The sequence below is a fragment of the Anaerobacillus alkaliphilus genome (genome assembly GCF_004116265.1).
GTDB classification, from domain to species: Bacteria; Bacillota; Bacilli; order Bacillales; family Anaerobacillaceae; genus Anaerobacillus; species Anaerobacillus alkaliphilus.
Genome location: NZ_QOUX01000023.1, coordinates 72728 through 86674, shown reverse-complemented (window position 1 = coordinate 86674; position 13947 = coordinate 72728). Strand labels below are relative to the sequence as shown.

General features: G+C 37.3%; 8 protein-coding genes. 6 read left to right on the top strand and 2 right to left on the bottom strand.

Features of this window, described 5'->3' with window-relative positions; translation table 11 throughout:
• Window positions 1-30 precede the first annotated feature (30 nt).
• The gene (locus DS745_RS06245; RefSeq protein WP_129077421.1) at window positions 31-2817 is read left to right on the top strand and encodes a glycoside hydrolase family 3 protein; all 2787 of its coding nucleotides are present in this window, start codon (window positions 31-33) and stop codon (window positions 2815-2817) included.
• A gap of 238 nt (window positions 2818-3055) precedes the next feature.
• On the top strand, window positions 3056-4792 hold the full coding sequence (locus tag DS745_RS06240; RefSeq protein WP_129077420.1) for a phospho-sugar mutase: 1737 nt from the start codon (window positions 3056-3058) through the stop codon (window positions 4790-4792).
• Between the two features lie 122 nt (window positions 4793-4914).
• Here DS745_RS06240 and DS745_RS06235 read toward each other — a convergent pair whose 3' ends face one another.
• Window positions 4915-9375 carry an endo-1,4-beta-xylanase gene (locus tag DS745_RS06235; RefSeq protein WP_161568188.1) on the bottom strand — a complete coding sequence of 1487 codons (4461 nt, stop codon included), beginning with the start codon at window positions 9373-9375 and terminating at the stop codon, window positions 4915-4917.
• Between the two features lie 337 nt (window positions 9376-9712).
• On the opposite strand from DS745_RS06235, the gene DS745_RS06230 reads away from it, so the two are divergent.
• The 3 genes from DS745_RS06230 to DS745_RS06220 all read left to right on the top strand — a co-directional run bounded on the left by DS745_RS06230 (window position 9713) and on the right by DS745_RS06220 (window position 12871).
• The gene (locus tag DS745_RS06230; RefSeq protein ID WP_421721803.1) at window positions 9713-11026 is read left to right on the top strand and encodes an extracellular solute-binding protein; all 1314 of its coding nucleotides are present in this window, start codon (window positions 9713-9715) and stop codon (window positions 11024-11026) included.
• Between the two features lie 100 nt (window positions 11027-11126).
• Window positions 11127-12005 carry a carbohydrate ABC transporter permease gene (locus DS745_RS06225; protein ID WP_129077418.1) on the top strand — a complete coding sequence of 293 codons (879 nt, stop codon included), beginning with the start codon at window positions 11127-11129 and terminating at the stop codon, window positions 12003-12005.
• A gap of 11 nt (window positions 12006-12016) precedes the next feature.
• A complete protein-coding gene (locus DS745_RS06220; RefSeq protein ID WP_129077417.1) occupies window positions 12017-12871 on the top strand; it encodes a carbohydrate ABC transporter permease in 855 nt (284 codons plus the stop codon).
• Between the two features lie 28 nt (window positions 12872-12899).
• On the opposite strand, the gene DS745_RS06215 is transcribed toward DS745_RS06220, so the two are convergent.
• Window positions 12900-13532 carry a YesL family protein gene (locus tag DS745_RS06215; protein ID WP_129077416.1) on the bottom strand — a complete coding sequence of 211 codons (633 nt, stop codon included), beginning with the start codon at window positions 13530-13532 and terminating at the stop codon, window positions 12900-12902.
• 106 nt (window positions 13533-13638) lie between these two features.
• Between DS745_RS06215 and DS745_RS06210 the strand changes: the two genes are divergently transcribed.
• Window positions 13639-13926, top strand: a complete 288-nt coding sequence (locus tag DS745_RS06210) for a hypothetical protein (protein WP_129077415.1) — start codon at window positions 13639-13641, stop codon at window positions 13924-13926.
• The last annotated feature ends 21 nt before the right edge of the window (window positions 13927-13947 follow it).

Here is a 13947-nt window from a genome sequence, read left to right as displayed (position 1 = left end):
ACTATCGATTAAAAATGGGAGGTAAGTGTAATGGAAAAGAAGACATACGGGATTCCTTTAAAAGGATTTGCAGAGTTTAGTAGAAAAGTTGCTGCTGATGGTACTGTTTTATTAAAAAATGAAGGACAAGCTCTTCCTATTAAAGAAGGAGAAAGTATTTCAATTTTTGGAAGAAGTCAAATTGACTACTATAGAAGCGGAACGGGATCAGGTGGTAGTGTAAATGTTGAGTACACTACCAATTTATTGGGAGGACTTAGAAATAAGAAAACAGTCAATGTCAATGAAGATTTAGCGACTACATATGAGAAGTGGTTAGAAGAAAATCCTTTTGATAATGGTGGTGGTGGCTGGGCTGCCGAGCCATGGTTTCAAAAGGAAATGCCATTAACAGAACAGATCGTTTCCGAGGCAAGGAATAAGTCCGATAAAGCTATCGTTGTGATTGGAAGAACCGCTGGTGAAGATAAAGATAATGCAGATGAGCCAGGAAGCTATCAGTTGACAACTGAAGAAAAGAACATGATTAGACTAGTAACTAAGAATTTTGAGCAAGTCATTATTGTCATGAATGTATCGAACATTATAGATATGGCTTGGCTGAATGATGAAGATTATCTACATTCGATTCAATCAGTCCTCTACGTGTGGCAAGGTGGAATGGAAGGAGGAAATGCCGCTGCTGATGTTATCGTTGGCGATGTTACTCCGAGTGGTAAATTAACGGATACAATTGCCTATTCAATTGATGATTATCCGTCTACCCGTAATTATGGCGATGAACTTAAAAACTATTATCAAGAAGATATCTTTGTGGGCTATCGCTACTTTGAGACGTTTTGCCCTGAGAAAGTTCAGTTTGAATTTGGCTATGGCTTATCTTATACCGAGTTTACGGTAGATACTGACAGTGCTAAACTCGTGACAAAAGATGGTGAAAAGCATGTTGAGATTGTGGTGACAGTTAAAAACACCGGAGAAACATTTGCAGGGAAAGAAGTTGTTCAAGTTTACTATGAAGCACCACAAGGAAAATTAGGCAAACCAATAAAAGTGCTAGCTGGATTTACGAAAACAAGATTACTTGAGCCTGGAGAGTCTCAATCCGTCGCAGTTAATTTTCCAGTGAGTAGTATGGCCTCATATGACGACGCTGGCGTCACTGGCCATCCTTCTGCTTACGTAATAGAAAGCGGATTGTACAACTTTTATGTAGGTACGAGTGTTAAGAAGGTTGAAAAAATTGAGATTGATGGGGAAAGTGGTTACTTCGTTGAAGAACTTCAAGTAATCGAGCAATTAGAAGAAGCGTTAGCACCTGTAGAGAGTTTTACGAGAATCAAACCAGGTGTACAAAAAGAAGACGGGTCTTATGAATTAACGTATGAAGATGTTCCGAAACGTAAGATTTGTTTAGCAGATCGAATTGAAAAGAACCTTCCTCAAACGCTGGAACAGACGGGTGATCAAGGCTATAAATTAAGAGATGTCTTTGATAAAAAAGTTGGTATGGAAGATTTTATCGCTCAGTTAACAGATGAAGAACTTGCGACGATTGTTAGAGGGGAAGGAATGAGTAGTCCATTGGTTACACCTGGAACGGCTTCAGCCTTTGGTGGCCTAAGTGATCGACTATTCGCCTTAGGTATTCCAATTGCTTGTACAGCTGATGGCCCATCAGGAATTCGAATGGAAAGTGGAGCGTTGTCGACGCAGGTGCCAATTGGGACATTACTTGCTGCGACTTGGGATATTAACTTAGTTGAAGAACTTTATGAAATGGAAGGAAAAGAATTAGTCTCTAATAACATTGATGTTTTACTTGGACCTGGGATGAATATTAGACGTAGTCCACTAAATGGACGTAATTTCGAATACTTTTCAGAAGATCCGCTGATTACAGGAGTTTTCGCGACAGCTGTTACCCGTGGAATTATGAAAGGTGGATCAAATGCAACGCTGAAACACTTTGCTTGCAATAACCAAGAGAAAGCCCGACACAATGTAGACGCCGTTGTTTCAGAACGTGCGGTTAGGGAAATTTATTTAAAAGGGTTTGAACTGGCAGTAAAACAAGGTGGTGCCAATTCTATTATGACGGCATATAATCCAATCAATGGTCATTGGACCGCTTCCAATTACGATTTAGCGACGACTATACTTCGCAAAGAGTGGGGCTTTAAAGGAATCGTGATGACGGATTGGTGGGCAAAAATGAATGATGTGGTAACTGGAGGAGAAGCAGCTACTGAATATACGAACTATATGGTTCGTTCCCAAAATGATCTATACATGGTTGTTAATAACTATGGAGCAGAAATCAATTCTGGAAATGACAATACGATTGAAGCGTTAGAGGATGGATCTTTAACACGTGGGGAGTTACAACGTGCTGCAATGAATATATGTGATTTCTTGATGCATGCACCTGTATTTTCACGCAAACAAGAGATTGAAGAAACGGTAACGAAGTTTGAAGCGAATCCGTCTCTTTCACCAGATAAAATGCAAAATCTATCTGAAAATCCTAAGATAACGCCATCACGCTCAGTAGCCACGTTTATGGAAGTAGAACATGCTGGCATGTATCGTATTATTGTAAAGATTATGTCACCAAAAACGAATTTAGCCCAAACAGCTTGTAATCTTAAACTGAATGATGAATTTGTGACGACGATTCAGACCAATGGTACGGACGGTAAATGGATTAGACAAAAACTTGTGAAAATTGAGCTCGAAGAAGGACTTTATAAATTAAATCTAGAGTCTTTAAAATCAGATTTGGAAATTGAATGGATAGAATTTAAGTGTCTATAGTTTAATGAGTAAGTACACCTTCTAGTTTTAGGGGGCGTACATTTCTAATTCCTAAAGCAGCTTTCTACGTTTTATTAAATTTGTACAGGAGAAATTTAAATAAATGGACATAGTTTTTCTTGATAGAAAGTGCGGAGAACTGAATTGGTAGTTTATGTAGGAATGTTGTGTAAACAGCGGAATATGTAGTATTCCGTTGTTTATACTTATGTACGATTAAGCAATTTGGAGGACGACTATGAATTGGAAAGAACAGTATACAAGATGGTGTAAGGAAGTACATTTAGATGTGGAATTAAAGGAGCAAATAATGTTGATGGAAAATGATCTCACGCACGTTGAGGATTGCTTTTATCAATATTTGCAATTTGGTACAGGTGGAATGCGAGGAGAAATTGGTCCAGGACCAAATCGGATGAATATCTATACGGTGCGAAGAGCCTGCCAAGGTTTAGCAGAATATATAGTAGAAACAGGGGAGAAAGAAATCGATCAAGGAGTTGTCATTGCTTATGACAACCGCCACAAATCCAAGGAATTTGCATTAGAAGCAGCTAAAACTCTTGGTGCTAATGGAATAAAAACCTATGTTTTTAGCGATATTCGTCCAACACCTGAACTGTCATTTGCTGTTCGTCATTTACATGCTTTCGCGGGAATTGTTATTACCGCTAGCCATAACCCCCCTGAATACAATGGTTTTAAACTATATGGCTATGATGGAGGACAAGTAACATCTGAAGTTGCAGAGAATATTACAAGCAAAATAACAAAACTTCAGGATGAATTAAAGTTACAGGTTATAGAAATTAAGCAATTATCTGAAAAGGGATTACTACAATTCGTTGATGAAGAGATTGATAGAGTATACCTAGAACAAATGGAACATATTAGAGTCAATAAACAACTATCTCAATCTAGTAAGGATGATTTGAAGATTGTATATACTCCATTGCATGGTACAGGGGCTTATCTTGTTCAGAGAGGTTTGAAAAAGCATGGATTTAACAATGTTACTATTGTCAAAGAGCAGGAAAATCCAGACCCTAGTTTTTCTACTGTTGTCTCTCCAAACCCAGAAGAAAAAGCTTCTTTTCAACTGGCGATAGAGTACGGCCACAGACTAGATGGTGATATTTTGCTAGCAACAGATCCAGATGGAGATCGTCTTGGTGTTGCAGTCAAAAACTTAGATGGTGACTATGTAGTATTAACAGGAAATCAACTAGGGGCACTAATTTTGGATTATATTTTATCTCAAAAAGAGAGTTTACCTAAAGACGGTGTCCTACTTAAAACAATAGTTACCTCAGAAATGGGACGAGCCATTGCTCGTAAATACGGGTTAGAAACAATTGATACACTAACTGGCTTTAAATATATTGCCGAAAAAATAAAAGAGTTCGAGTCAAATAAGGATCATACGTTTATTTTTGGATACGAAGAAAGCTTTGGGTTTTTGATTGGTGATTTTGTACGCGATAAAGATGCTATTCAAGCATGCCTTGTGGCAGCTGAAATGGCCGCTTATCATAAATCAAAGGGGAAATCGCTATTTGAAGCTCTGATAGATCTTTATTGTCAAGTTGGGTATTATCAAGAGGATTTAGCTTCGTTAACATTAAAAGGTAAGCATGGTACAGAGAAAATTCAACATATTATGAATGAGTTTCGGAGCAAGAAGCTTGATAGCATTGCTAATGGGTCAATCGAAGTAATTGAAGACTATCAAAATGGTGTTCGTTATTTTTCAGTAAGTCAAAAGGAAGAAAAAATAAATCTTCCAGCTTCGAATGTATTAAAGTTTCATTTAGAAGTTGGTTCTTGGTTTTGCTTACGCCCATCAGGTACAGAGCCGAAACTTAAAATCTATTTTGGGGTTAGAGGGGAAGATTTAAAATCAAGTGATATTATGCTTACAAGATTGAAAGAAGCTGTTATGGATAATATAGAGGGTTTCACAAAAGATGAGTAGGCTTGGTTTTCAATTTTTGACTACCTAGTTAGTATAGTATTAGAGAAGAAGTTTTATATTATTACCAGCAGTGAAAAAAGACTCAACCTTTTGCATCACACAAAAGTTGAGTCTTTCTAATACTAGTTAATGAAATTTGCTTCTTTTAAAAATCTTACTAACAATGCAGCTGTTTCTGCACGTTGGTTTACTTCTTTTCCTTCGAACTTGCCATTAGATCTTCCTGTCATAATTCCCGCTTGAAGAAGGAATTCAACATCACCTTTTGCCCAATTTGAGATACTGTTAGCATCTTGGTAGATTGAGATTTTCTTTGTTGTATCTAGGTTGGCTTGATCGTATTGAACATAGCGTAACGCACGTGCAAACATTGCTGCTGCTTCTTCACGAGTGATCTCATCGTGTGGACGGAATTGTCCGTTAGATCCTCTAATAATTCCTGTTTCAATTGCAGGCATTACTTCTTTTACAAACCACTCTGATCCTTTCACATCTGAAAATTGCCCATTATAAGCAGTATCAGTAGAAAGACCTAAGCTTCTTGTAATAAGAAGTGCTACTTGAACTCGTGTAGTTGCGTTTCTAGGCTTAAATTGACCATCTTCATAACCTCTAAATATATACTTAGATGCTAATGTTTCAATTGGAGCCTTTGCCCAGTAATTTGAAGTGATATCTGGGAATGTTACTGTATTTTCTACGATGGTGTATTTGCTGTTTGATTGGCTTTTAAAGATTGCGCGGTTCCCAACGAATAACGTTGGAACTGGGCGGAATGAGCCATCATCCATTAATTGAACAGCAGTAGATTTACCAGCATTAAAGGGCTTTTCTCCAATAATTTCTCTTTCAACGAACGAGTTGAACTGTTTTAATTCTACTTGTTTATCATTTGCAGATACATAAACCTTGAATTCTACGATATTTGCTACAACATTTAGTTTACCTTTTGTAACTGCGCCTGAAGTATCTGTTGTTTCATGCATAACAATTGAAACTTCTAGATCTTCAACAGTAACACCTAATTGTTGTGCAAGTTTATCTACATTGATTTCCATAACTGGTAGACGATAAGTGCTTCCAGTAGTAACAACTTCAACTAGTGCATTAGCATTTTTATCACTTAATGCTTTTACAGCTTGAGCAGGAAGGCGAACTTCTACATTCGTAGCAGACTCAACTGCAATAGTTACTTTATTTATTTTTTCACTTTGGTTAGCCCATTGTGTAAACTTACCATTGTCAATTTTAACAACAGATACATTTTTGCCGTTTCTGTTTTCAACGATAATCTCGTACACATTCTTTGGTAGTTTTGTTCCTAAATCCTCATTGCTTGGAGGCACAGGAGTAGGTTGACCTGGGCTAGGTTGGCCTGGATTTGGTTGTCCTGGATCAGGCTGTTCCTCCAGTACTTTTACAAGCTCTAAGTTTCCAAATACAGATGGGTCGTTCCAGCCACCACCTGACGTATCATTCCAAGTTGCAACACTTTGACGAGCTCCATTTTTAGCGTCATTAACTTGAAGATCAAAGCCAATCACAGCATTTTCTTCTGGAGTTACCTCAGTCAATGGGATTTTTAATTCAACAGTGTACCCATTACCTGATGGATGTACATGAGTAACTGATTCAAACCCAGCTGAAATGCTTCCTGGATTAAAACTAGTTTCGTTTGCAAAGTTGACTCTATATTGTCCATGTCCAACTCCGTAAGATGTTGCTTTAGTATTGAGTTGGTCTAGGAATACTTCTATTGAGTCTTGTTCATGAGCAGCAGCTGCCGTTTTATCAAGCTCTGAGTCGTTAACTTCAATTAAAACATACAAGTTATCGTTATCCCACATAACTCTTCCTACACCAGTTGCACCTTCCCAAGCGGCTTGGTAACGGTTGATAGGAAGTTTTGGAGCATTTTTCCAAACATCATCAATTGTACCATCAATTACAGGGGTGCCAAAGACAGCTTTTCCTTGTCTAGCTGTATTTTCGTCTTCTGCAGGTGCTTCATATTTTGCAATATAACCCTCTGGATCGATGATCGCATAATATGCTTCTTTTGCTTGTAAGTTTCGATCAAACACTAACGGATTACGATCGGCTCTCCAGCTCGTAGCATCATTTAATCCCCATAATGTTACACGGGAGATACGCTCATGGTGTTCTTTGTATAACTTAAATAATTGAGCAAACAAGTATGCTTGTGCTTTCTCTTCTGCTTCAGTAAGCACGCCATTTGCTCCTGCAGTGATATCAAGCTCAGTTATTCCAACTTCAATTCCTGGAATACTTAGAAATCTTGTTAATGATTGCTCTACTCTCTCGGCAGTATTTCTTTCGTGTAAATGATAATGCGCTTGCATACCGATACCGTCGATTAGAAGTTCACCATTATTTTCCTTTGCATATGCCTCGTTTAATTCCTTAACCATATGATACATAACTGTCGACTTATTCTCAAAATGATCGTTGTAGTCATTATAATAAAGTTTGATATCAAGATCGTTAGCATTAATGACCTCTTTTGCTTTGCGGAAAGCTAAATCTACATAGTCATCGCCAATTGCACGTAACCAACCAGATTGACGTAAATGTTGTTTCCAGTTTGCTAGATTTGAGTTGCCGTTGACAACAATTGCTTCGTTAACAACATCCCATGAAATTACGTCATCACCAAAATTAAGAATAGTAGCTTCAATATGTCTATTCATATTTTCAATTGCAACTTCACGACTTAAAGCTGTTCCAGTTGCATCTTGGAATAACCATTCCGGTGTTTGTTGATGCCATACAAGTACGTGACCGTGAACATCAAATCCAGCTTCTAAAGCTCTTTCTACAAGTGAATTCTGAGCAGTGAAATCAAATTCTCTATTGTTGTTATAAGCATAACCAGGTTTCATTGCATTTTCAGCTGAAACAAGGTTATGATGCATTTCCAATAGATCAAATCTGAGACCTTCAAATTCTGAAAATGAAACTGCATTTCCAATCATGAAATAATTTTTATACACGTCTTTGATTGGAGTTAAATCTCTCTGAATATCAACAGTCCCTGACCCAGTTGGTTTAAAGGTTACATCGTCAATATAGAAAGATGCAGTAGAATTATTTGAACTTTCAACATAAATCGATACAAATTCACCACCAACACTGTTATAACGGAAAGTTCCTTCAAGCAGAACCCAACCGTCTGCAGCATTGATTGTTTTTCCTTGAATGTTGTTGTAACTAGCTGTGTCACCACTTCCAACTTGAGTAGATAATTGAAGCTGTGAACTCGATGGAGAAATCAATTTAACCATTGCCGATACATGATATTCATGACCTAAGTCAATATACTCCTCAACTCGTAGTGAAGGACCATTCCAATTTTGAGTACGACCTTCAACTTTTAACGATTTAGAGCCTCCCTCAGTATGGTTAGCTTCATTGGTAATTGTCAGTATTTCATTACCGCCTCTAGCTACAAATCCGCCTGTTGTTCCATCTTCGAAATCAATCGTTGTGAATTCTAAAGCAGGTTCTCTAGGAGGAGCTGGCGGTTGTTCGCCACCACCAGAAGTTACTTTTTCAGTGATGATAATTTCGCCGATGTAAAACGGGACTGTCTTACCGTCGCCGTTAGATTGAACTCTAAGTTTAGAGTCTTTACTAGTGTCAACCGTAAATTCCTTTGACAGTGTAAATGCTTGGCCTGCTACATAATTGACATTTGATAACCAAGTATAGCTATCAACTGTAGAAAGAACAGCTTGTGCCCCTGATGGTACAGTTACGTCATTATCAACAAATCCTTTAACAGTTACCGTATATGCTTTTCCATTTTTCAAGCCAATATTTTCGAAACTAAAATCAACTGCATCGTAGTCATTGTTTCGATTAGTTACATGTAATGCAGCTCCGTCAGGATTGCCTTCAAAAACTTTACCTGTTACAGGAGTCAGGGTAGCACTTCCAGAACGAGTTGCAAAGCCTTCACCATCAGTAAAAGTTTCCTTGTAAACTACTTTTTCAACTGGTGTTTCTTTTTTAGCAGTAATGATTATTTCACCAATATAAAAAGGAACCGTTTTTCCGTCCCCATTTGATTGAAGGCGAAGTTTTGAGTTTCTACTAGTATCAACAGTAAATTCTCTTGTTAATGTAAATGCTTGGCCTGCTACATAATTGACGTTTGATAACCACGTATAGCTATCAACTGTAGAAAGAACAGCTTGTGCCCCTGCTGGTATCGTTACGTCACTGTCAACAAACCCTTTTACAGTGACAGTATATGTTTTACCGTTCTCTAGCCCAATGTCAGTAAAACTAAAGTCTGCTGCATCGTAGTCGTTATTTCTATTACTTACATATAAAGCTTTTCCGTTTGAATTTCCATCAAAATTTTTATCTGTTACGTGTGTCAGACTAGCACCACCTGATTGTGTTGCTTTTCCTAAACCGCTTTCAAAATTCTCATGATAAACAGTTTCCGTCTCTGTTTGTTCGGCAGCTGCTGTAGCTGGCGGAACTAAACCTGAAGGGAGTAATAAAAGAACGATAAGAAATAAGGAAACAAATTTTTTAAACTTCATACGCATTTTCAGCATTCCCCCAAAATTATTTTTTGTACTAAAAGGTAAAGCGCTTACAAATTAATATTGATATTAAAATCGGCTTATCCTCCTTCCATATAACTCTAATCATAGCTTCTGAACTAAAGTAATTAACTACAAAAACTATAGATTGTACTGTCGAAACTAAATGTTTAATAATTGGCAATTTAATTTCTCCGTTTTAGCCACTAATCTCTTTCATCAGACTTTAGATAATCTGGAATAATAATGTACCTTTTGCGGAAAATAACTCTTGATGAATATTCCTTGGATTACTGATCTTGGGTAAATGTCTATTAAAAATAATTAGGAGGTTATTTTAGTGAGGAAAATGAAATCTTCGTTGCTTGTATTTTTAGCAATTTTACTTGGTCTTGTTGGATGCGGAAGTCCAGCTCAACCGGAGGGAGGTGGCGGTACTACCACTGGAGCTGATGAAGTTACAATCAATTTCATGCACTTATGGCCAGCAGGAAGTTCTGCCCAACATAATAGGATTGTGGAATCAATCATTAGTGAGTACGAGGAGAACAATCCAGGTGTAAATATTAATGTTGATGTACTATCTAATGATCAATACAAAGAAACAATGACGGTATTGGCTTCGTCTAGGCAACTTCCAGATGTTGGGTTAACTTGGGCAGCGGGCTATATGACACCATTTATTCAAGGGAATATGTTTACACCACTTGATGATATTTTGGAAGGTGGTTTAGGGGAGTCGTTTATCCCAGGTACGACAGAAGCATTCGCTGCCAATGATACGACATATGGATTACCACTTGAGTTAAACATTGCACCTATCTACTACAACAAAAACATTTTTGCTGAGTATGACTTAGATGTACCAGAGACGTATGAGGAATTTAAAAATGTGGTTCAAACTCTTCAGGCTAATGGAGTCATTCCAATCACTGTTGGTAATAGAGAACCTTGGACAGGCTCTATGTGGTATATGTATTTAGCGGATCGATTTGGTGGTCCTGAGACACTGACTAACGCTATCAATCGTACTGGTACATTTGAAGACCCAGCTTTAATTCAAGCTGCTGAAGAAATTCAAAACCTGGTTGATATGAATGCATTTGTCAGAGGATTTAATGGAATTGGTAATGAAGAAGCAAAAGGTCCTTTTATGAACGAGCAAGCTGCAATGTACTTAATGGGAACTTGGGAATTACCTAACTACACAACGAATGAAGATGTTCCTCAAGAATTTAGAGAGTCAATTGGCTTCTTTAAATTCCCAGTTGTTGAAGGTGGCGCAGGTGATATCGACAGCTTTGTTGGTGGGCCAGGAGTTGGTTTATTTGTCTCAGAAAACTCACAGGTGAAAGAGCAGTCGAAAGAATTTGTTCGGTTCTTTGTTGAAAGATGGGGAGAGAGAGCAGTTACTGATGCTGGTGTTATTCCGGCAACTAGAGTTGAAACTGGCGAATTAGATCTACCTGATATGTATATTGAGGTTTTGGAGGAATTAGCCAATGCAAGTAACATTACTCTGTATGCTGATGTTCAAATGAGTGCAGCAGTGGCGCAAACTCATTTAGACTTAATCCAATCGCTTTACGGTGGAGATATTACACCTGAAGAATTTGCAAGAAGGCATGAAGAGGCTCTTGCTGCTGAGCAATAAAAATGGTGGTTTGAAAAAAGGGCATAGCTAGAAAAAAGGATATGCCCTTTTTTATCTTAATGCTCAATCAAGATATTTCAATTAGAAAAGGGGGATAAAAATGAATAGAGTAATGTCGAATAAATTCATTATTTCCTTGTATATTCTCCCAGCACTTCTATTAATATTGGTATTAATTTATATTCCAATCGTGCTTACAGGTTACTATGGGTTAATGAAATGGGACGGAATTGGAGATATGACATTTATTGGGTTAGATAATTACATTAGGCTTTTAAGTGATAATCAGTTTTGGAGAAGCTCCTATCATTCCCTACTATTAGCGATATTTTCAACAGTAAGTTTGTTGGGATACCTAACAATTTCACTAATACTTGCGACAAAAATTAAAGGTGCAAACTTTCTACGAAAGATATACTTAATTCCAATGTTATTATCTTCAGTTGCGATCGCACAGCTATGGTTGAAAATATACCATCCGACAAATGGTCTGTTAAATAGTATCCTTATTGCCATTGGTGTCAATAATCCACCTGCTTGGTTAGCGGATCGAAATTTAGTACTAATAGCAATTTTTATTGCGATTATCTGGCAATATGCAGGGTTTTATATCCTTATCTACTACGCTGCACTTAAAAATATCCCGGAGTCAATTATTGAGGCTGCACGAATTGATGGAGCTACGCCAGTACAAATCGCTTATAGAATAAAGCTTCCGCTCATTTCAGGAGTGTTCAAAGTTACAATCATCTTGGCAATCATCGGATCGTTAAAATACTTTGACTTAATTTGGATCATGACCGGTGGTGGCCCTGCAGGTGCAAGTGAAGTTATTGCATCGTATATGTACAAAAATGCGTTTACTATGTACAATTTCGGCTACGGTAGCGCCGTCGGTTTCTATTTATTACTGTTTTGTTTACTAGGAACCTGGTTAATTCGAAAACTAACGAGTACGAAAGATGAAATCCAATATTAGGGGAGGTAGCTATGGAAAAAACGCATAACCCCAGTAATGTTAGTGGGAAAATAGGGTATGCGCTATTATACCTAGTATTAGGTATCATAGCCGTGTTTCAAGTATATCCACTCATTTGGTTAGTCCTTTTCTCATTAAAGAGTAATCGAGAAGTTTTTAACGCATCTCCATTTGCACTGCCGGCTGAGCCAAGATGGGAGAATTATGTGAATGCATGGACTCAAGGAAATATTGGTTTATATTTCTTTAATAGTGTGTGGATCACGATCGTATCAGTTGTACTAACTGTCATTCTCGCTAGCCTAGTTACTTTTGCCATAACGAGAATGGTTTGGAAGTTAAATAAACTGGTTTTGGGGTTATTTATGATTGGTTTAATGATCCCAGTTCATTCAACACTAATCCCGCTCTTTAGCTTTTTCTTAAGCATCAATTTAATTGATAACCCGTTAGCGATTATACTGACTTACACAGCATTTAATTTACCATTAACAATCATGATACTCTTAGGATTTTACTACACATTGCCACGTGAGGTTGAGGAAGCTGCGGTAATCGATGGATGTTCAATTCATCGTATCTTCTTTCAAATAACTTTACCTATGACAATGCCGGTTATATCCACAACTGGTATTATCAACATGATCTATAATTGGAATGAATTTGTGTTTATTAACACGTTTATTAGATCCGACCATTACCGCACGTTAACTGTCGGGATCCAAAGCTTTATTGGGCAGTACGCTACAGATTGGGGAGCAATTGGGGCTACACTTGTCATCAGTATCTTACCAATTCTTATTGCGTTTTTTATCCTAAGCAACAAGATTGTCGAAGGAATTGCTGCAGGGGCTGTAAAAGGATAAGAATAAATTAAACCTTCGTGTTGAAGGTTTAATTATCCACAGATGTACTTAGTTTATCTTTCCTTGCTTGAACATTTAAAAATGCTTGGTAGCAACACCACATTATAAAGTAGGCACTTGCGCTTCCACCAAAAAAAAGTAGCAAAGGTGGCAGAATTTTTACTAGTAAGTAAATGAGAGCTAAGCCTAAGACCATGACAATTGTAAAAAAGGGATTAATTAAGCTAACGAGTAACGAGTTTTTAAACACCTGATATAGCCGTACTCGATAATGAACATATGTTGGGAACCCATACAATAATAGTACACAAAAGAGTAGAAATAACAGGAATAATGGATATTTACTTACTTGTAATAGGAGGTCGTTTGTATCTTTTATAACAGTGAATTCAAGATAAATAATTCCACCTAATCCTAGGATGATAATCCCGAATAGGTTGCTTCTAAGCCATTCACTTTTATAGCTAGTAAAAAACGTTTTCCAAATTGCAATATCACTTTGCTTCATAATCCATTTTCGAACAACCGTAAACATGGCTACTGTAGCAGGAAAAAATCCAAGCACGATAAATCCAAGTAGTGTAAAGCTAATCCATAAAAAATTTAGAAGAGCAAATCGCATGATCCATTCGCAAATCCTGTAAAAGAAGGAGTTCACCATACTTTTGTAAGCCTCCTTAAAAGGGAATTTTTACTATTATTGGCACGGATCTGCTGTTCAATACTATCATGAATGGAAGTAATTTAAGTCGATAGGAGTGTTTATAGTGGAAACATACAACCAAAATGCTTTTCCGCCATTAGGGATTTATAATCATGATTCGCTTGAATTAAAAAATGCCCACGAAGCGTATGATATTTATGTCAACGATGAATATATTGGGAAAAAGCTAGTATTAACACAATCTGAAGAAATTGATGATGTTGTTGATTTCTTGAAGGTACAAGGTGTGGAGAATGTCTCGACTACTTTAGATGGAGATCATTACGTGATCAAAACTGAGAATGAACAACATGTAAAGGATATTATCGAAGCTTATTTAAAAAATCGTTAAGCTAATTTTGGAGGAAAAAAG

Bases quoted from the DNA above. Each gene is read 5' to 3' on its own strand.
- DS745_RS06245 (WP_129077421.1), top strand. From the start codon at position 31: ATGGAAAAGAAGACATACGGGATTCCTTTAAAAGGATTTGCAGAGTTT.
- DS745_RS06240 (WP_129077420.1), top strand. From the start codon at position 3,056: ATGAATTGGAAAGAACAGTATACAAGATGGTGTAAGGAAGTACATTTA.
- DS745_RS06235 (WP_161568188.1), bottom strand. From the start codon at position 9,375: ATGCGTATGAAGTTTAAAAAATTTGTTTCCTTATTTCTTATCGTTCTT.
- DS745_RS06225 (WP_129077418.1), top strand. From the start codon at position 11,127: ATGAATAGAGTAATGTCGAATAAATTCATTATTTCCTTGTATATTCTC.
- DS745_RS06220 (WP_129077417.1), top strand. From the start codon at position 12,017: ATGGAAAAAACGCATAACCCCAGTAATGTTAGTGGGAAAATAGGGTAT.
- DS745_RS06215 (WP_129077416.1), bottom strand. From the start codon at position 13,532: ATGGTGAACTCCTTCTTTTACAGGATTTGCGAATGGATCATGCGATTT.